Below are 19,990 nucleotides of genomic sequence, written 5' to 3'. Positions count from 1 at the left end.
TATGAGCAGACGTCGTTCAAACAACCTGCAAGTACCGCAGGCCAACGCCGCTTTACAACAATTAAAATATGAGGCAGCTCAAGAACTTGGCATCACCATCCCTCAGGACGGTTACTTCGGTAATGTTGTTTCCCGCGAAACAGGTTCTCTTGGGGGATATATTACGAAAAAGCTGGTCCAACAAGCAGAACAATCCTTGTCGGGCAGCAGCCGTTTGCAGTAATACACATAAACACTCCATCTTGGAAGCTGTATTATGAGCAACTGTGATGAAGAAAATCCGGAGCGATCATGCTCCGGATTTTTTTATGCATGGCTTATGACCATTGTGAATCACGCAAGTCCGCTTCGTCAAGAGGGCGCTTTCATGAGATGTGATTTTTGGAGCGAATGACCAAAAAAACAGCAAGCTCCCAGATTAAGGGGGAACTTGCTGTCTCTTGTTCATAAGGCTGGTTGTTAGCTTGTAAGCAGTTTTAATTCGTATGCAGGGAAAGGCGTTTTTGCATCTTTTCGTCACTGAGCCATCCGATATAACTGTTGATCAGCCCGAACTGCTTATCCATCGCGACCACAGCCACGAATGGATATTGCCTCCGGTGTCGATACCTGACGTCTCCCCATCGTACAATGTAGCCCCATTCCAGTTCTTCCACCTCGGCAACAGCAAAGGAGGAAAAATAGCGAAATGCCTGCACATCGCGATAGGATTTGGATGCTTCTACGGCAGGATGTGTGGATGGAATCGCGTGTTTCGTCCAAAATAAGTGCGAGCCATTTAATCCGCCAATGTCATAACTTCCATTCTGATGAGCTTTTACCACATGCCACCGGTTCCATGATACGGTGGGAATGATATAATAATTGTCGCCCTCTTGACGCTCGTTGTCCATATTACGTACCGCTTTTCTGGTTATAAAATGACTCCAGGTTCGCCAAATGTAATATAGGCCAATAATAACGTACAGCGTAATAAATAAGGGAGCGGGTGAAATCAATCCGGTGACCCACAGCATAATCGCAGCAACATGGGTGCCAAAAATAAAGGGATCGAAAATATGGATGATATTCCAAGATATCCACTTGTTCGTAAACGGCCGAAATGCCTGTGTTCCGTACGTATTAAACAAATCTGTGAATACATGCAGGCAGACGGCAATCGTTACCCATAATGCTACATGACCTGGGGGCACATCTCTGAAGATCAGGCAAATTAGCCCTGTTATGGACAAGATCCATATCAACCAGAAGGGAATTGAATGCGACAGTCCACGGTGATTGCGAATGTAGGCTGCATTATTTTTCAACCGAAGCAAAGTGTCAAAATCCGGAGCTTGTGACCCTACAACTGTAGCGAGCAGTACCACTGCGGCCAACTTTGGATCTCCGGCGACGACAGGATCAGTGTAGGCCAGACCGGCCAAACCGATTCCCATGACAAAGTGTGTGGCTGTATCCATATCTGTCGCTCCTTTTGTATTGTTTCCTGTACTTATTACTACCCAAATTTACTGTAAACGATCAGCAGGGGCGATTTGCCATCGGAATTGTGAACGTTTTGTGCGTTTTCTGTCAAACTTTTTGGGGTAGGTATATGATAAAATTTATATCGGAGTTCAACTTACTCCCGAATTCATACATCTCTAAGGGGGAGTTACTCACAATGGATAATATTAGTTATAAGACTTCTTCGGATGCGGCTACCTATTCTGTAAAGTCTAAACCACCCGGTAAAGCGGGCACTTGGAAAGATTTTATTACAGTTACCAAGCCAGGCATCCTTCGTACCAATCTGGTTGCAGCCTTTGGTGGTTTTTGGTTAGCATCGCAATGGGACGTTGACTATATAAAGCTAATTCTTACACTTTTAGGTACAATGCTAGTTATGGCGTCTTCTTGTGTATTTAACAACTATTTTGACCGTGAGCTGGATTTGAAAATGGAGCGTACACGTAATCGCTCACTGCCAACTGGGCGTCTGACCCCTACAACGGTGTTGTCATACGCTATTATTTTGGGCATTGTCGGGTTAGCTGTTCTATTCTCCTTCTCTGGTGTAAAGGCAGGATTACTGGGATTACTTGGTATGTTCGTCTACGTCGGTATTTATACACTTTGGTTAAAACGTTCGTCTACATGGAGCACATCCATCGGCGGTATTTCTGGTGCAATGCCTCCTGTAATTGGTTATGTGGCCGCTTCGGGTCGTATTGATATGGGCGCTTGGCTTTTATTCGCTCTACTGTTCTTATGGCAGCCGCCTCACTTCTGGGCACTTGCTATTCGCAGAGTTGAGGAATACCGCGCAGCAGGATTTCCATTGTTGCCAGTCGTAAAAGGTATCCATCGGACCAAAATCCAGATGATTCCTTATATTGTATTGCTGATTCCGGTACCCATCCTTATGTATGCTTATGGATATGCCGGTATGATTTTTATGATCGTGTCCGTGTTACTGTCCGTGCTGTGGGCATTCTATGCCTTTAAAGGTTTTACGATTAAGGAAGAAGAAACGGATTCCTGGGCCAAAAAAGTATTCTTCTTTTCCATTAACCATCTGACACTCAGCTTCTTGCTGATGATCGTCGATACGGTTCATAAATTCTAATGTCATTTTAGAGGCATTTTATAGCACCATATAGCTGTCCAACAGGCATGAAAGCGGCCTGAGGACAGCTTTTTTGTTATTCAAGACTAAAGAACAGGTGGCGGGTATATAATGTATTCTTCCAATCCTGCCTTTTCCAATTGAGCGATCACATATTCGTCTGGAGTGCCTTCTACGCCAGCGTATCCTTTGCGGGTATACATATGATAGGCATCCGGAAATGAGTCTGCAAGCACACCCCTTATTTTTTTCCCTGAGCTGTCATTGTCCATAAATAAATATATTTCGTCGTGCTTGGCTCGCTTGTGGAGGGATTCCAGTTTTATAGAGTTTAGTGTGCCGAAGGTGCATAAAATGTGAACCTCCGGGTCAAGTAATCGGCGAAGTTTGCTACGGTCATTTTTCCCTTCGACGATCACGGTTATCGCCATTTAAGCTCACCCCTTGTCTGATGCATATGCTCGAAATTCCCCGGGAAATGAAGAATATGTGTATAGTGTAGCTCCAAATAGGGTTCTCATGCAAAAAATAACAAAACAGCCTGCCAGAAGTGGCAGGCATGGGTACAAGGGGCAACACGTTAGGGCAATTCAGACATTAAAACCAGCAAGTACGGAGAATGATGACGAGCAGAATATAAAGAACAAGAATGGTGCCAGTTGAAGTTCCAAAAACAGGGCAAGGGCTTACAGGATGACAGTGGCTCACAGGCTGCACCTCCCTTTATTAGTGAATGTTCAGTCAAAATAGTCTATGTGGATAGGGGGATAGTGTACTGTGCATTTGCCCTCTGGAACGGCATTTTGGGCTTTAAAGGTAGCATATTAGCATACCACTGCCTCAGACTTTCTAGGAATGATAAGGTCATGAGGCAGACAGTGGTGGCGTCGGAGATAAGCGCTTAACTGGAACGAATAGCAGGCCAGCCATCAGAATCAGAAATGCGATAAAAAAAGGGGAAATGTGATCGGGTAGCTGACCTGCCAGTACAGGTCCGGCAAAGGAGCCGATAGATGTTGCAATAGACTGTAGTGCAAAGGTTTTGCCCAGTCGCGCACCTCCAATTCGTATGAAAAGGGAGGCCAGCGCTGGGAAAATGATGCCTTTGGCTGTTCCCAAAATAAAAAGTATGATACCAATCGCAGCTTCGGGCGTGGTGGCGAGTGCATAAAAACTTAGAGACATCAAAATAATGCCACAAAGTAGTCGCACCATTGGTGAATATTTGTTCAGAAACAGCATACTGAGCGTGCAAAGTGCTCCCAAACTGATAATGGAAAAAAGCAATCCGGTGGACATCATAGACGCAGAACCGTTATTCCGTAATGGAATTTCGTAAAATAAAATGCCTTGTGCACACGCCAAAACAAAAGGCAGGAGCAGATAACGCCAATTGAATGGTAAACGCGTCTTCTGTACACCGGATGGTGGAGCAGATGTCGCATGACCATCTGATAACTGGGCCTGTGGAGCGGGTGCTGTTTTGGGCAAGGTGAAATAAGCCATAAGTCCGGTGACTACGAGAATGATGCCAAGGGAACTAAATGTCTCACTAAAGCCGAAACTGGCTACGATAAATGCGCCAGCGGCTGGAGACAGGACAGAGGCGAGCGTGTGAACGACACCATGTCCCGACATATATTTGCCCTGCGTAACTGGATGGTCGGATAGCTGTGCCAACATGGCCAGACAGGCTGGGGATAAAAAGGCCAACACGAAACCGCTAATCGCTCGAAGAAAAAGTAATTCCCACGGTGTGTGGATGTACGATTGAATGATAAGAATGATACCTGCGGCTGTTAGGCTCAACATAATATATCGGCGGCTGCCGTGTTTGTCGACTTTGGGACCTGCCATCAAATTGCCAGGCAGGTGAGTCAGAGAGTAAATCCCCATCATCCAACCGATAAAGGTAGGAGCTGCCCCCAGAGAGATGGCAAATGGCGTCAAAATAGGATATTGTGCATGCAGATCAAAAAAGGCAATGAATAAAAAGAGATACAGCCAGAGGGCTGTTTTCATGTGAATGACCCCCTTTCCCTAATGTAAACTTTCATGTTACTTCGTATTGGCCCTTCCTAAGTTGTACGCCAGATTGGACGAACATAGACCACTTTGTATGGACAAGAATTGAAAGACAAGGTATGTATAAGACCTAAGCTGACAGGACATTGCGTAATCATGTATAATTACAGAGACAATTTTGTGATTTGAATGATGTAGTTGATAACGGGAGTGTAGCGAAATGGATAAGGGTGTCTGGACAGAGTTTTTGGAACATAATTGGCAGATTGTTCAGGATAATTGGCTGTATATATTAATTGGGCTTGTCCTATTGTTAGTCATATTGAAGGTTGTAAGAACTCTCATAAAATGGCTGATTGTCATCGTCGTAATTGCAGGCTTGCTTATCTACAGTGGCATTTCCTTTGAACAGGTCGGCAAGGTCGTTACTCAGGCAAAGGATGATGCAATTAACAAGGTTCAGAGCGAGGCCTTGAACATGATGATCAAGGAGGGACGGGATGCCCAATACACATCCAACGCGGATGGTACGTTTTCGGTAACCAGCTCTAACCTGGAAGTGAAAGGTCCGTTTGATGGTGACAAGGTCAAGGTATGGTTCCAGGGGATGTCGCTGGGCGAGTGGAGTATGGGCGATACCGTCAAGAAATATATCGAAAGTGCGAAAGGCTCAGCTGTAACGCAGTCGCCACAGTCGCCGTAGAGACAGGAGGAGCACAATGAAAGTATCCTGGCTGGAGCCTATTCTTCATTGGAATGGCGTGACGGTGTTTTTGATTGTCATTGTACTGCTGTCGTTGATTCAGGGCTGGAGGCGAGGAGCATCAAGATCTGTAGGGGCGCTGTTTAGTCTCATTGTGGATGGCATACTCACTGTGGCGGGTATTTTGTGTTCACTCGGGTTAGCCATGTGGCTTTCACCGAAGGTGCAGCAATGGCTGGCAGCTTATATGGAACATTTGCCGCAGCGCAAACTTAGTGGAATTGAGCAATTTTATTATACGCTCGTGGCGGGGGTAGAGGGTTTTCCGCTGCTGCGGTTCGCTGTATTGTTCATGCTCAGTTATGCTATCGCCCAGTTTATACTGCGTGCAATTTATGTGCTGATGGTAGGTGGCAAATCAGACTCCACTCTCCATGAGCATCCCAAAAAATCGGGCTTTTTCAGCAGAGTGGCAGGGGCCGGAATAGGTACTCTTATTGGTGGAGCTCGCGCCATGATGATCATAGCCCTGCTGTTCATAGGCGTAAGTCTGTACCCAGACAGCGGGTTTAGCAGTTACGTCCAAGCTTCACCGATTTATAAGCAAGGTGCGCAATCGGTCATTGAGCCGTTATCCGGTACACTGATTAAGGATAAATTGCCCGTATTTACGCAGGCTGTTACCAAGGAACTGAATGGCATCATGCAGCGCAAATACGAAATAATTGACCGGGACATTCCAAGCGATATCGTTCAGGCAGCTTCCAAGATTACAGAAGGTGCAAGCGGTGACGAGCAAAAAGCCAGAGCGTTGTATGAATGGGTGGGTACTCGTATTAGCTATGATTACAGTAAGGTGGAAGCCTATGAGCAACGTGGTGACTGGCATGAACAAACTCCCAGAGATACGTTTGATACACGTAAAGGAGTGTGCATTGATTATGCCCGCCTGTACTCAATGATGGCTCGTTCGCAGGGGCTACAGGTCAAGGTTGTAACAGGCCTTGGATACAACGGACAGGGAGGATACGGGTCCCATGCCTGGAATGAGGTATATTTGAGCGGACAGGATCAGTGGGTACCGCTAGACCCGACCTGGGCACAAAGTGGAGACTGGTTTAACCCGCCAGGTTTTGCCCAAACACATATCAAGGATAAAGTGATTTAAGAAGGAGTGGAAAAGGGCACATGAGAAAGATGGACAACGAGCAAGGAAAAGACAATGAGACATCCGACCGAAAAAGATTTAGCTTCCGGATCAATCTGTTCTTTTTCAGCTCGTTCATTATATTTACAGTCATTATTGTAAGATTGGCGATACTTCAATTTGTGGAAGGCCCTCAGCTCAAGCAGCAGGAGACCAGTAATGTTACCAAAAATGTGCCGCTTACGCCGATTCGCGGAACAATTTACGATTCAACCGGACAGAACAGGCTGGCATATTCTACACCAGTACAGTCGCTCTATATCACGCTCTCCAAGAACTACAGTGATGGTATGGAAGAAAAGCGTGATAATGACAAAAAGCTATTGCCTGAGCTGGAGAAAATGACACAGAAGCTGGCGAATCGCTTTGCTGAATATGGGAATAAAGATGAGCCGAAAATGACGGCAGCGCAAATTATGGGCGCTATGGACCGGAACTATCAACGATTTAGTGGTTTTACGCCGCGTCTGATTAAAACCAATCTTACTCCGGACGAAGTCGCTTATTTTATGCAGCATAAGAGTGAGTTTCCAGGCGTAGATGTCGTTGAGGAAACGGTACGCCATTATGATCCGGATACGGTGGCTGTTCAAGCGGTCGGTTATATTAAAAGTTACAAAAGTGCGCGTGAAAATCTGAATAAATATAGGAATATTCAAAAATCCATGTCAGCTGAAAATGACCCAGGCCTTATTTATATGGATAATGAATCTGTTGGTTTTGATGGACTGGAGTTTCAATATCAGGAACAGTTACGAGGGAAAAATGGCTATAAAACGGTTCCGATTGATCCGCGCAATATGGCGGAAGGCGTAGATTCTGTTACTCCTCCGCAAAAGGGGAACAACATTTATTCCACCATTAATAAAGAGATTCAGGTCAAAACGGAAGAAGCCATTACGGATCAATTGAGATGGCTCCATTCACACGCTGTATCTGGCAAGACTCATCCTTATGCAAAAACAGGCTTCGCTGTAGCGATGGAAGTAGATACAGGAAATGTGGTAGCTATGGCTAGTATGCCGGATTATGATGCGAATTATTGGCAAACGGGTAATATTTCTAAAGACAAATATAAAGAGATTGAACATGTGTATCAAAACGGTACAATTAAGAACGTTGGCTCTGGCCAACCTGGACAGCACCCAGATTCTACCGTGCTTCTCGGATCGACTATTAAACCGCTGTCTGTGCTTATTGGATTGGAAGAAGGACTATTTACAACAAATACGTACTATCAAGACACGGGAGCGGCTTATTTCGGACGTAACAACTCCTCACGGGTACGCAACTCATCTGGTCATGTGTACGGTTCAATGGACCCGGCTACCGCTATTCGCCATTCCTCCAATGCCTTTATGGTAGATATGGTTGGAGAACGTTTATATGACAAGTATAAGAATAATGCATCAGTTGAGCAGGGCATAGGTGTTTGGGATAAATATATGAAACAATTTGGATTGGGTGTCTCTACAGGGGTAGACTTGCCGGGTGAGTTCAAGGGGCTCTTAGAATATACCGATAAAGGAGAGTCAGCCCTTTCCAGACTGGCATATGCTTCCTTTGGTCAGCAAGGCAAGTATACCCCAATGCAACTTGCCCAGTACGCAACGATGATTGCTACCAAGGGAAAACGAATGGAGCCGCATTTGGTCAGCCAAATTAAAGATACCAACGGCAATGTAGTTCAAACATTTAAACCGAAGGTTCTAAATGAGGTGAAATTTCCTGATGCATACTGGAATGAAGTCATACGTGGTATGTCAACAGATGTTAGCGCATTTAACGGCTTTCCGTATGATTTTGCTCGTAAAACGGGGACATCACAGCAGAGTGTAGGCAGAGAACTAAAAGATAACGGGGTATTTATCGCCTTTGCACCACGCCAGAATCCTAAGCTGGCCGTAGCCGTTGTCATTCCTGAAGGAGGCTTCGGGGCCTGGAGCGCCGGACCTGTGGCACGTAAAATCTTTGATGCCTACGACGAAGTTTATGGATTGGACGGGGTGCCTAAGAAAAAGGATGCTACAACAACCGATCCTAACGCAATCAAACAGCCATAATCATTTTATACGATATCATTTGATGAAAGCTTCTCTTAGCCTTTGGGCTGAGGGAAGCTTTTTTATGCTTTTTCTACGTTTTCTTACAAAATTGTCATCTTGGAATTCATCGATTATTGCTTAGGATATGGTAGGATCAGGAATATAGAAACCTAATTTGAAAGGAGTAATGACCAGCTAATATGGATAGAGGAAGTTTGGATAAAAAGTTTTCATTCAAAAAGAAAAATCATGAAGAGAATGAAGAGTCACGAAAAAAACGGACGGTTTTACGAACCAACCTACTGTTTTTTAGTGCTTTTGTGCTGTTTGCCCTGATCATTACCAGACTAGCTGTATTGCAGTTTGTACAATCTGAGGAGCTGAAGGGACAGCAGCAATCCGTAAATACGAAAAATGTCCCGTTAGCCCCGAGTCGCGGCACGATTTATGACTCCACAGGTACGGTTAAGCTGGCGTATTCGACTTCAGTACAGTCCTTGTATGTAACTTTATCTAAGGATTATAGCAAACGTACGGAGAAAGACCGCAAGCCGGGGGAAAAGCTGCTCCCTGAGCTCAATGCTTTTGCTGCCAAGCTTGCTACCAAATTAAACGAACTGGGTCGTAATGAAGGAGAGCAGCTTAATGCAGAGGAAATAAAAAAGCGACTGGACCCGGATTATAATCAATATAGGGGATTTACCCCGCGTTTGGTCAAATCCGACCTGAGTCGGGAGGAAATCGCTTATTTTCTGGAGCATCGGACAGAGTTCCCTGGTGTAGAGGTTGTAGAAGAAAGTGTACGCCATTATGACCCGGATCGGGTGGCGGTACAAACGATTGGATATATGTACAAGTTCAAAGGAGCTCGAACGAACCGGCCCAAATATAAAGAGCTCTATGAAGCTAATTCGGAGGTTTTAAAACCGGCACAGGTTTATTCGGAAAGTGAAACGGTCGGATATGATGGCTTGGAGCTTCAGTACCAGGATGAGCTGAGAGGAAAAAACGGATATAAAACGGTAGAAGTCAATCCGCGCAGCATGCCGGAGGGTATTGAATCCATTACTCCTCCGGAAAAAGGATATCATCTATACTCCACCATCAACAAGGAAATTCAGCAGAAAACGGAACAGGCCATTATGGATCAGCTTCGCTGGCTTCATACTCATGCCGTATCGGGGAAGCTTCATCAAGACGCGACCACTGGCTTCGCTGTAGCGATGGAGGTAGAGACCGGAAATGTCGTGGCAATGGCCAGTATGCCGGATTATGACTCTAATGTATGGAAAAGTGGGAGTACCTCGCCTTCGGTATATGACGAAATTCAGCATAAAATGGGAAATGGAACCATTAAATCCGTACCTAGCGGAAAAGCGGGTCCACATCCAGAATCCTCGGTGATTCTGGGTTCAACCATTAAACCGCTGACCGTGCTGATCGGGTTGAAGGAAAACCTGTTTTCCCCCGGGCAGACTTATCAGGATACGGGAAGTGCGTACTACGGCAAAAATCGCTCCAGCCGGGTTGGGAATTCAGGCGGACATGTGTATGGTTCTTTGACACCTAGCAGGGCAATTGAGGTCTCGTCGAATCCGTTTATGGTGGATATGATCGGCAAGCCGCTGTATGCCAAATATGGAAGTAATACAGGGATGCATCAGGGAATTGATGTATGGGACAAGTATATGAAGGAATTTGGATTAGGTGTACCGACAGAAGTAGATCTGCCGGGCGAGTGGGCAGGCAGACTTGAGTATACGAGCAAAAAGGAAAGTGCGTTGACACGTTTGGTACAGGCATCCTTTGGTCAGCAGGGAAAGTATACGGCCATGCAGCTGGCCCAGTATACGACTGTGCTGGCAACAAAGGGCAAGCGTATGCAGCCTCATTTGGTCAGCAAAATTGTAGATGATCAGGGGAATCTTGTACGTGAATTTAAGCCGAAGGTGCTGAATGAGGTAGCTTTTTCAGATACGTACTGGAATACAGTGATTCGAGGTATGGCCACGGATGTTAAAGCCTTTAATGGATTTCCTTATGATTATGCCCGCAAAACGGGGACTTCCCAGCAGGTGGTGGGACGTACGGTTAAAGATAACGGGGTGTTCATCGCTTTTGCTCCGCGTCAAAATCCGAAGCTGGCAGTAGCGGTCATCATTCCTGAAGGGGGTTTTGGTGCGACGAGCGGAGGACCGGTTGCGCGTAAAATATTTGATGCGTATGACGAAGTATATGGACTAGATGGTACTCCTAAAAAGCCTCTGGCAGCAAAGTAAGGACTTGAATACTTTTGTGGGCTTCTCTTTTTCATGGTAAAATGTCGTTGGACATAAGGGACATACAGGAGGAAGAGAGACGATGGGAGAAAACCAATATAAATACAAACTGCTTGCGCTCGACATGGATGGAACTTTACTGAATGATAATCATGAAATTTCCCTGGAAACGATTAACTGGATTAACAAGGCGATTCAGGAAGGGATTCATGTATGCTTATCCACCGGACGTGCAGCCATGCATGCTCTGCCTTACGGCCAGCAACTCGGACTGGAGACGCCCATGGTCACCGTAAACGGCAGTGAGGTGTGGAAATCACCCCACGAGTTGTGGCGTCGTTATTTACTTGATAAGGAGCTCGTTCGTAAGATGCACCAGATTGCTGTAGACACAGGCTCCTGGTTCTGGGCTTACTCAACGGAGGAATTATATAATAGGGATCGTTGGCCGGATACATTGGACACACAGGAATGGCTCAAATTCGGTTATAATACGGAAAATGACGAAATTCGCCACCAAATTTTGCTTAAGCTGCAGGACATGGGTGGACTTGAAATCTCCAATTCTTCGATGACAAATCTGGAAATTAACCCAGCTGGTATATCCAAAGCCAGTGGAATCGCTGAAGTGTGCGACCTGCTTGGCATTACTCTGGAGCAGGTGGTTGCCGTTGGCGACAGTCTGAATGACCTGGCTGTGATTCAAGCGGTTGGACTGGGCGTAGCAATGGGTAATGCTCAGGATACGGTTAAAGAAGCCGCTGATGTGGTCGTGGCTTCGAACAATGACGACGGCATTGTAGAAATGATCCGTGATTATGTGCTTGTGTAATAAAACGAATAATGCAGCAAGCAGGATGAATGGACGAGAAGGAGGAGGCCCATGGACGTTGTAGGCTGGATTGTTGTTATTGTGCTGTTCATTGTGGGCATGGCCGGGGCGGTATATCCCGTATTGCCGGGGGCGCTCGCCATCTATTTTGCGTTTTTTGTGTACGGCTGGTTTTTCTCGTTTGCTTCATATAATAAATTATTCTGGATTATACAAACACTAATCGTCGTTGCCCTTTTTGTTGCGGATTATGCTGTGAATGCGTGGGGAGTCAAGCGATTTGGCGGCTCGCGTCTGTCAGCAATCCTCAGCACTGTTGGGATTATTATTGGCCCCTTCGTTATTCCGGCATTTGGCCTGATTTTGGGACCATTTATCGGCGCTGTACTGGGTGAGCTGATTGGCAAAGCACCGCTGGATCGAGCTATTAAAGTGGGCTTTGGCTCTGTGTTGGGCCTTTTTACCAGCACCGTGATGAAAGTGATTTTGCAGCTTGCCATGATTATTGTATTCTTGATTTGGGTGTTATGACCCGAGATTTGTTTTCGTTTATTATGATTTGCAGAGACAGAATCGACATGCGGCTCCGCACCGGTGATGGCTCAGGCCATGACTGTTTGTGCGGGGCTTTTGCATGCGTGTGAACAGCAAGAAAGAAGGGAACGCATTTTGTCCAATAAAGAAACATTCCTTAAAGGTACGCTTATTTTAGCCGCTGCCGCCTTGGTGGCCAGAGTGCTTGGTCTGGTACAGCGTGTTCCATTGGAGCATCTGCTCGGTTCCGTCGGGAATGCCTCGTTTACTATTGCGAACAACGCTTATTTGATGTTGCTCACAGTGGCTACGGCCGGCATTCCAAGCACATTGAGCAAAATGGTTTCAGAACGTTATGCACTGGATCGGCCTTCGGAAGCGCGACGTGTGTATCGTGCGGCTTTGATATTCGCAGCCGCGGCAGGCATTATCATTACAGCGCTGCTGTATTTTGGAGCGCCTTATTTTGCCGAGCATGTAGCAGGGGTTCCGCAATCTGCTTTGGCCATTCAGGCTTTGGCACCAGCATTACTGCTGTTCCCTGCCATTGCCATGATGCGTGGATATTTTCAAGGGCGCGGTAATATGACCGCAGGCGGTATTTCACAAATTGTGGAGCAGGTTGCACGGGTAGCGACTGCTATTGTACTCGCCTTTATTATTTTGAAGCTGGGTTATGGAGATCGCGAGGTTGCGGCTGGGGCCTCCTTTGGTGGTGTCATGGGAAGTCTTGGCGCTCTGGCGGTCATGTTGTACTATACGGTGAAATTACGTCGCCAGGATCGACAGGATCGTCAAGATCAATTCCAAGAGGAAAGCTCCGCGCTACCGATGCTGCGCATTTACAAAGATATTTTCAAGCTTTCCATTCCGATTGTTCTGTCGTCTCTGACGGTTCCAGCGGTCAACTTTATTGATACGTCGATTGTGGTGAGACTGCTGTCAGGTCAAGTGGGATTGGATCAGGCGACTACTCAGTTGGGTTATCTAGGCTCTCGGGCACAGAGTGTGGCGGGAATCCCGCCCATTTTGGCCATTGCGCTCAGTCAATCGCTCATTCCGATCATTTCAGCGGCATTTGCCCGTAAGGATGAGCAGCATTTACAAAATCAGATGACGCTGGCTTTGCGTATCTCTATTTTGACTGGAATGCCGATTGTGCTGGCTTTATGTGTAACCGCCTATTCTATTAATGGTTTACTGTTTAGCTCGCTTGGAGGCAGTGGTATCATCGCTGTTCTGACACTCGGAACGATATTCCAGATTACGATGATGACTTCTAATTCGATATTGATCGGTATGGGCAAGCCGCGTATTTCAATGGTTAATGTCATGGTCGGTATCATCGTCAAATTTGCAGCGAGCTGGCTGCTGGCTGGTTGGCTTGGGATTTACGGGATCATTGCCGCAACCGGATTATGTTTCCTCGTGATCACGTTGCTGAATTTGCGTGTGCTTAAAGGGATCGTCTCCTTTTCCATCATGGGCCGTCGCTGGGCAGGGTTCTTAACCGCAGTCGTCGTCTCGGGAGCTATCGGATACGCTGTAAATGAAGCCTGTATTCTGCTGGTGCATCTGATACCTGCGCGTGTGGCCTTCTTGATCGCGTGCTGCATTGCCGGAGCAGTTGTACTGGTATGCTACTTGTTGTTGCTGGTTGTACTGCGCGTATTGCGCAGGGACGAGCTGGGCAATTACCCACGTATGTTGCAAAAGGTACTACGTCCGTTAATGCGCCTACAGCGTGAGTCCACAGGACAGCGAGGCTAAAAGAGCTCTCCAGTCTTTCAGTGGAAAGGTTGCAAGCTGTTATGGGCAACGTGGGCCATTGCTGTTTTTTGGATGCCATGGCGATGCTCGTGGCGCATGGCAAATAACAGCGGTCGCCTTGGTTCGCTGAGATGCCCAAGTGTGGAGCCGTCCTGAAACCAGTCATACCGGGGAATTGGATCATAAGCTGTATCGGACCAGACGGCGTTCAGCTCGGGGCTGTACAGACGTTGTCCTGGCGGTAGCCATTCATGTGCTAAAAGCGTTGCACTTTCATCTGGAGAGTGCAACGCTTTTTGTTCATTCGGGGTGAACAGTCCAGGCCAATAGTCGCTGCGTGAACCCGTATGCGGCACACTGTTAGCGAATGCTGATGCCTGGTCCAGCACCTGCTGATGGCCGAAGAGCATAGCATAGAGACTTTTGCCAAAGCCGATCCGCTCATCCAAATGGCCGAAACGCTCCATCACTAGTCCAGCAAGTCCACCGTTCAGCCCAAGTGGAAAAATAACCTGATTAAGCTGGAGCCAGTCATGCAAATAAAAGCCCGGCTTGTGTGTCACAAATTTTTGAAAATACGGATCTTTTACCACACGTCCTTCAATATAGTTTTGTTCATTAATGATGAGCGCCACAGTCAACAGAGAGCTATCACGCCAAGCCCAGAAACGTTCCCAAAAGGGCTTCATGAATGGCGAAACGTGAAAATAAGGCAACAAATGAAAGCAACTCCGGCCCAAATGACGGCTGTGCATGTAAAGTTGCAACTGCGGATAAGCGTCTTGAAAAATAAGGGCGTTACAGCGCTCCAGTAGCCGATACAGCCAATCCTTTTCCTGTTCGCCGAATAGGTTGCCAATCAGTCCCCCTTTCAGATCGGTCATATGATAGCCGCCATTACGAGAAACCAGGTGGGCCAGTAATGCCCAGTGTAACTCCGGGTAGCCACGATAGCATTCAAGGTAAGCGGCAGTGCGGGTGACGTTGCTGCGATTCTCCTGTGCTGTATCGTTCTTGATCCGCTCCAGCAACTCACAGTCTGTTTCGCATAAGGGCATATTCAGAGAAGCGGGACGCGTAGCGGGTCCGTTCACCAGCATTAAAGCTTCAGCTTCATTCATAGCGGCCTGTGCCGTATGATAATCCCACGATAGCTCACGCAAGGGGTAGCGTAATTTGCGGGATTCGGTCCAGGCTGCCCGTTTGCCTTCCCAAGCTTCCTCTGCAACACGGGGAACGGAACCCAGTAACTTTAGTCCTCCTTGAAGCTGCCGGGATGCTGTGTGGAGCCATTCGGTAAGAGACATGACTAAATAACCTCCTTTCCAACTGCAAGCATCCCCGTATCCTGCCAAGTATGTTGGGTATGCTGTTAGGATGTCGTCGCTTATGTGGATTCTTAAGTATATCTTTAGTATGCCTCAATGAGAGGGCTTCCAATCGGTATGTAGGCAGAATGGGGGAGTGTGCAAAAGTTTCACTTGGCGTTACAATAGAAAGTGCAATCTCTTCAGCACAAAAAGAATTTAAGGAGGAATCATCCATGCAAAAAATCGTCTCTCATGAAGACTTTAATAAGGCAATATCTACTCCGGGCGTTACGGTGGCTGTGTTTAAGGCGGACTGGTGTGGGGATTGTCATTTTATTGATCCGTTCATGCCTGATGTGGAACTACAATATGCAGATAAGCTTACATTAATTGAGATTGATGTAGAACAGGCTGAAAGCGTCAGTCAAGAGCAGAATGTATTGGGGATTCCTAGCTTTATCGCTTACAGTGAAGGGCGAGAACTGGTACGTCTGGTAAACAGACTGCGCAAATCCCGCGAGGAAATCGAGCAATTTTTGGATCGGGCTGTTGAAGTCCACGCGAGCTTGGCAAAATAATGAATGCTGTGCATGCATGAAGGTTACAAAGTGAATTTTAAACATCAAGACATTCAGAAAGCCGCTTCCTTTCAAGGGGGCGGCTTTCTCACGGACACGTTCACATTTTGTCAACAAAGCTCGTATGTCAAGGAACGATATATCAGTTATAATTACTATAAGTGATCATTTCACAACATATAAAGTGAATAAATATTATATTTGGAAGGATACGGGTGAATTTGAATAACAAAATTAGAATATTAAAATGGCTGGCACTCGTAACATGTATTGTCATGTTTTTGGCTACCTTCGGTGGAGGTGTCGTGACGCGGACGGATTCGGGTCTCGGCTGTGGCCGGGAATTCCCGCTGTGCAATGGTAAGTTGGTTCCGGCACATACGATCGCATCCCTTATTGAATTCTCTCATCGCTCCGTCAGTGCCATGGCCGGGATTCTTTCTATCGCCTCGTTTGTTGGCTTTTTGCTGTTTATGAAGCATCGGAAGGATTTACAGCTATTCTCGCTGCTCACGCTCTTGTTTGTGATCATACAAGGGGCAATGGGGGCGTTGGCTGTTATCTTCTCCCAATCGGCTGCAGTCATGGGGCTGCATTTTGGCTTTGCGCTTATCGCTTTTGCCAGTGCGACTATGATGACGCTGGGGGCCTGGCAGGAGCATGCGGACTCACGCCACACTCCGCGTCTGATTCCTGGGCCTGTCAGTCGGGGGTTTCGTAACTTTATTTGGCTATCGACGATCTATACCTATATTGCTGTCTATTCAGGGGCGTTGCTTAGTCACTCGGTCATCCAGAAGGTTGTAAATATTGGGGGCTTCATATCTCCACTGCTGCTTCATCAGATTTCAGCCGGTCTGCTGTTCGTCATTATCTTGGCTGTGGGTCACTACGCATACCGTTATCACCCGAATCACCGGGATATCCGTATATTGGGTGTCGTATCGGTCTTGTTAATCTTGCTTCAAGTGGTGATTGGAATTATCTTGTTGTACGTCAACAGACCTGAAATCTACATGTTTATCGTGCTGGGACATATGCTGGTGATTGCATCGTTGTTCTCCATCTTGGCTTATCTAAGCTATCGTGTATGGCAATTGTCACCGGACCGCAAGTTTGTTTCGACCCAAGCACAACGTACCTAAGCATTTCATGAATCGTAGTAAAGCGGATTTTTGCCCAAGAGGCGTTTAAACACGTATAATAGCATATAAGAAACAAACCAGGCCCACGAGTTTCTCGAGGGCTTGATTTGCTTAGGAGGAATCGTCCAGTTGATCTACCAGAATTTGCGCCAATTTATTGAAGCGCTGCGTAAAGAAAATCATCTTAAAATTATAGAGGCACCTGTCGATCCTTACTTGGAGCTGGCTGAGATTCATCGAAGAGTTATTGAGGAAGAAGGGCCGGCATTGCTGTTCACGAATGTAAAAGGAACCCCGTTTCCTGTAGCCAGTAATCTGTTTGGCACGAATCGCCGTGTGGACATGGCTTTTGGCCCTCGTCCAGAGCAACTAATGGATGCGATTGTAGGAGCAACCAAAACATTGTTTCCACCTACACCCAAAGCATTATGGAATGAACGTGACCTGATTAAGGACATGCTAAAAGTAGGACTAAAAACAGTATCTCATAGCGAGGCCCCTGTATTGGGAGTTCGCCGTACTGAGGCTCCGTTGGCACCACTGCCTAAAGTGACCAGTTGGCATGAGGATGGAGGGCCGTTTATTACCCTTCCACTCGTATATACCGAGAAGCCAGGTCAGCCCAAGGACCATAATCTGGGGATGTACCGCATTCAGATTTATGATGATCAGACGACAGGCATTCACTGGCAAATTCATAAAGGCGGCGGTTTCCATTATCATGAAGCGGAGCTGCGTAATGAGCCGTTGCCTACGACGATTATCATCGGTGGCCCGCCTGCCCTGATTGCGTCTGCCATTGCTCCAGCACCGGAAAACTTGCCTGAGCTGTTGCTGGCTTCGCTTATTATGGGAGGCAAGCTGCCCATGACAGAGGACCCGCTTGGGGGTCATCGGATTCCAGCAGAAGCAGAATTTGCAATCAGCGGTTATGTGCCACCTTATGAACGCCGTCCAGAAGGCCCGTTTGGTGATCATTTTGGATATTATTCATTACAGCATGATTTCCCTGTATTTCATGTCAAACATATGCACCACCGCAAGGATGCCATTTATCCGGCAACCATTGTAGGGAAGCCTCGGCAAGAAGACTACTATCTCGGTGAGTTTTTGCAACGTCTGCTGTCGCCTGCCTATCCGCTTGTGATGCCTTCCGTCAAGTCTCTGTGGGCGTATGCGGAAACGGGCGTACATGCGCTGGCAGCGGCAGTCGTACGTGAAAGCTACTCCCGTGAAGCGCTTGTATCCGGTTTTACTATTTTGGGTCAAGGTCAATTATCGTTGACCAAGTTCCTGATGCTGACGGATCGAGTCATTGATTTATCTGACTTTAACCTGCTGCTGGAAACCATTCTAGAGCGATTTAATCCAGCCAGAGATTTGTTTATTTTCAATCACACGTCACACGATACACTCGATTACACAGGCCGCAAGCTGAATCATGGCAGCAAGGCGATCCTGATGGGAATAGGTGAGCCTGTACGTGAATTGCCTCGTGCTTATGAGGGAGGCGATTTGCCGGGGATTCGTGAAATCGAGCCCTATTGCGGAGGTTGCCTCGTCGTATCGGGTGCGTCTTTTGAGCAAGAGCCTGAGCTGGCGGCACGTGTTTTGGAGCGATTAGCTGCGGGTGAGCAAGAGTGGCCGCTTGTCTTTATCGTGGATGATGCCAAGGAAGTCGTTCGCTCTCAAGCCTCGTTCCTGTGGACGGTATTCACTCGCTTTAACCCGGCTACGGATATGTACGCGGACAGCGAAGTGCGTTTGCACCATCTGAACTATAAGCTGCCGATTGTAGTGGATGCGCGTATGAAGCCGGGGTATCCGGATGAGGTGTTACCGCGTGAGGATATTGTTAAGCTTGTAGATCAACGATGGACAAGTTATTTCGCTTGACGCCCTAATTAAACCTACAGCCGGATTTTACATTTATAAGGAGGCGTAAGCATGATACGCAAGCTACTGGGTGAGCCGCCGCGTGTTAACAAGGGCATCCTGCTAGATGCCATGAATAGCATGTCAGATATGTTGAACCTGCTGGAACGGCAAATTCAGGCTGGTGGAGATCCGACCCACGATTTTCGGAAGGCGGATATTTTGACACGCGGTCTAATGTCATCTCTGGATGAACTGGAGCAGAGCCATCATGCTGCCGCCTTTTTCCGTATGAAAGTAAAAGCCGGATATGCTGAAGATATGAGTGAGGATGAAAAATCCGACTATGCATTGTATGTTTTCTTTTATAAAGATGGGTTTGTGAGGGTATTTTCCATTCTGGATAAGCTGGGCAACTGGCTGAATGATCTGTATGATTTAAAAACAGGACAGTATAAGGCGCATTATTCGTATTTTACCGTGTTGCGGCAGCTCAAGTATCTCAAAATGCATCCTGTATTGACCGATAATTTATATGATATCAAGGATACATACAACGATGCGATCAATCGGCTGCGTAAGCGGCGAAATACGGAGATACACTATATGAATACAGAAATGCAAGATGATCTCTGGCAACGACACCGAGCTTTGTATGGAAAAATCCAACTGGAGGATCTTGATCACCATTTGGAAGATTTGCAGCAGGGCTTGGAAATGGTGTGTCGGTCGTTGTCAATCGCCTTTACTTATACTGCGAAACAATGGAAGAACCGGGCAGTACGCCCAAAAATATGATAGAAAATATCCTTTGACAAAGCAATGTAAACTATCTATACTGAAACCTAGTTTCAGAAAAATGCTTGAATTATGTTTTTTTATATAAACTTAACGGACAGCTAAAGCTGGAGTTTAACATATTTTTCTTATCCAGAGAGGTGGAGGGACTGGCCCGATGAAGCCCGGCAACCCGTTCTTTCCCGGTGTAATACACTGGGAGGGAACATGATGGTGCTAATTCCTACAAAACCGCTAGAGTTATAGCGATTTTGGCAGATGAGAAAAGGATCGCAAGGTGG

At 46.7% G+C, this 19,990-nt stretch carries 17 protein-coding genes, 1 pseudogene and 1 riboswitch; of the genes and pseudogenes, 13 read left to right on the top strand and 5 right to left on the bottom strand.

The features are described 5' to 3' along the window. Position 1 precedes the first annotated feature (1 nt). Entirely contained in the window at positions 2 to 223 is a 222-nt protein-coding gene (locus tag NSQ68_RS20920) for an alpha/beta-type small acid-soluble spore protein (RefSeq protein WP_013311857.1), read from the top strand. Between the two features lie 253 nt (positions 224 to 476). Here the strand turns inward: NSQ68_RS20920 and NSQ68_RS20915 are convergent, their stop codons facing one another. After that, the gene (locus NSQ68_RS20915) at positions 477 to 1,460 is read right to left on the bottom strand and encodes a metal-dependent hydrolase (RefSeq protein ID WP_342427086.1); all 984 of its coding nucleotides are present in this window, start codon (positions 1,458 to 1,460) and stop codon (positions 477 to 479) included. A 203-nt stretch (positions 1,461 to 1,663) separates the two neighbouring features. On the opposite strand from NSQ68_RS20915, the gene cyoE reads away from it, so the two are divergent. Then, a complete protein-coding gene (cyoE, locus tag NSQ68_RS20910) occupies positions 1,664 to 2,608 on the top strand; it encodes a heme o synthase (protein ID WP_307353209.1) in 945 nt (314 codons plus the stop codon). Positions 2,609 to 2,694: 86 nt separating this feature from the next. Here cyoE and NSQ68_RS20905 read toward each other — a convergent pair whose 3' ends face one another. The 3 genes and pseudogenes from NSQ68_RS20905 to NSQ68_RS20895 form a co-directional block, all read right to left on the bottom strand. After that, positions 2,695 to 3,039, bottom strand: a complete 345-nt coding sequence (locus tag NSQ68_RS20905; protein ID WP_029518206.1) for a toprim domain-containing protein — start codon at positions 3,037 to 3,039, stop codon at positions 2,695 to 2,697. Between the two features lie 166 nt (positions 3,040 to 3,205). Continuing rightward, positions 3,206 to 3,280: pseudogene (locus tag NSQ68_RS20900) on the bottom strand (sporulation protein YjcZ); the annotation flags it as partial. 192 nt (positions 3,281 to 3,472) lie between these two features. Next, positions 3,473 to 4,630: an MFS transporter gene (locus NSQ68_RS20895; protein WP_342427085.1), complete on the bottom strand. Its 1,158-nt coding sequence runs from the start codon at positions 4,628 to 4,630 to the stop codon at positions 3,473 to 3,475. 223 nt (positions 4,631 to 4,853) lie between these two features. Here NSQ68_RS20895 and NSQ68_RS20890 point away from each other — a divergent pair, with 223 nt between their 5' ends. The 7 genes from NSQ68_RS20890 (at position 4,854) to NSQ68_RS20860 (ending at position 14,003) form a co-directional block, all read left to right on the top strand. Continuing rightward, positions 4,854 to 5,336 carry a hypothetical protein gene (locus NSQ68_RS20890; RefSeq protein ID WP_307353215.1) on the top strand — a complete coding sequence of 161 codons (483 nt, stop codon included), beginning with the start codon at positions 4,854 to 4,856 and terminating at the stop codon, positions 5,334 to 5,336. 16 nt (positions 5,337 to 5,352) lie between these two features. Continuing rightward, a complete protein-coding gene (locus NSQ68_RS20885; protein ID WP_342427084.1) occupies positions 5,353 to 6,504 on the top strand; it encodes a transglutaminase domain-containing protein in 1,152 nt (383 codons plus the stop codon). Between the two features lie 20 nt (positions 6,505 to 6,524). Beyond that, the gene (locus NSQ68_RS20880; protein WP_342427083.1) at positions 6,525 to 8,606 is read left to right on the top strand and encodes a penicillin-binding transpeptidase domain-containing protein; all 2,082 of its coding nucleotides are present in this window, start codon (positions 6,525 to 6,527) and stop codon (positions 8,604 to 8,606) included. 182 nt (positions 8,607 to 8,788) lie between these two features. Then, on the top strand, positions 8,789 to 10,867 hold the full coding sequence (locus tag NSQ68_RS20875) for a penicillin-binding transpeptidase domain-containing protein (RefSeq protein ID WP_342427082.1): 2,079 nt from the start codon (positions 8,789 to 8,791) through the stop codon (positions 10,865 to 10,867). A gap of 82 nt (positions 10,868 to 10,949) precedes the next feature. Next, positions 10,950 to 11,699 carry a Cof-type HAD-IIB family hydrolase gene (locus NSQ68_RS20870; RefSeq protein WP_342427081.1) on the top strand — a complete coding sequence of 250 codons (750 nt, stop codon included), beginning with the start codon at positions 10,950 to 10,952 and terminating at the stop codon, positions 11,697 to 11,699. A 51-nt stretch (positions 11,700 to 11,750) separates the two neighbouring features. After that, on the top strand, positions 11,751 to 12,230 hold the full coding sequence (locus NSQ68_RS20865; protein WP_342427080.1) for a DUF456 family protein: 480 nt from the start codon (positions 11,751 to 11,753) through the stop codon (positions 12,228 to 12,230). A gap of 138 nt (positions 12,231 to 12,368) precedes the next feature. Then, positions 12,369 to 14,003, top strand: a complete 1,635-nt coding sequence (locus NSQ68_RS20860; RefSeq protein ID WP_342427079.1) for a polysaccharide biosynthesis protein — start codon at positions 12,369 to 12,371, stop codon at positions 14,001 to 14,003. Positions 14,004 to 14,020: 17 nt separating this feature from the next. Here the strand turns inward: NSQ68_RS20860 and NSQ68_RS20855 are convergent, their stop codons facing one another. Continuing rightward, entirely contained in the window at positions 14,021 to 15,310 is a 1,290-nt protein-coding gene (locus tag NSQ68_RS20855; RefSeq protein ID WP_342427078.1) for a DUF2515 family protein, read from the bottom strand. 236 nt (positions 15,311 to 15,546) lie between these two features. Between NSQ68_RS20855 and NSQ68_RS20850 the strand changes: the two genes are divergently transcribed. The 4 genes from NSQ68_RS20850 (at position 15,547) to NSQ68_RS20835 (ending at position 19,709) form a co-directional block, all read left to right on the top strand. Continuing rightward, entirely contained in the window at positions 15,547 to 15,891 is a 345-nt protein-coding gene (locus tag NSQ68_RS20850) for a thioredoxin family protein (RefSeq protein ID WP_342427077.1), read from the top strand. A 215-nt stretch (positions 15,892 to 16,106) separates the two neighbouring features. Further along, a complete protein-coding gene (locus NSQ68_RS20845; RefSeq protein ID WP_307353232.1) occupies positions 16,107 to 17,036 on the top strand; it encodes a COX15/CtaA family protein in 930 nt (309 codons plus the stop codon). A gap of 129 nt (positions 17,037 to 17,165) precedes the next feature. Next, positions 17,166 to 18,932 (top strand): UbiD family decarboxylase, encoded by a 1,767-nt coding sequence (locus NSQ68_RS20840; protein ID WP_342427076.1) that lies wholly within the window; start codon positions 17,166 to 17,168, stop codon positions 18,930 to 18,932. A gap of 51 nt (positions 18,933 to 18,983) precedes the next feature. Continuing rightward, the gene (locus NSQ68_RS20835) at positions 18,984 to 19,709 is read left to right on the top strand and encodes a Cthe_2314 family HEPN domain-containing protein (RefSeq protein ID WP_029518219.1); all 726 of its coding nucleotides are present in this window, start codon (positions 18,984 to 18,986) and stop codon (positions 19,707 to 19,709) included. A 125-nt stretch (positions 19,710 to 19,834) separates the two neighbouring features. Next, positions 19,835 to 19,974, top strand: a riboswitch (SAM riboswitch). Positions 19,975 to 19,990 lie beyond the last annotated feature (16 nt).

This window comes from Paenibacillus sp. FSL L8-0158, assembly GCF_038592965.1.
Taxonomy (GTDB): domain Bacteria; phylum Bacillota; class Bacilli; order Paenibacillales; family Paenibacillaceae; genus Paenibacillus; species Paenibacillus polymyxa_D.
The sequence above is the reverse complement of the archived record's forward strand: the minus strand, read 5'-3'. Positions and strand labels throughout refer to the sequence as shown.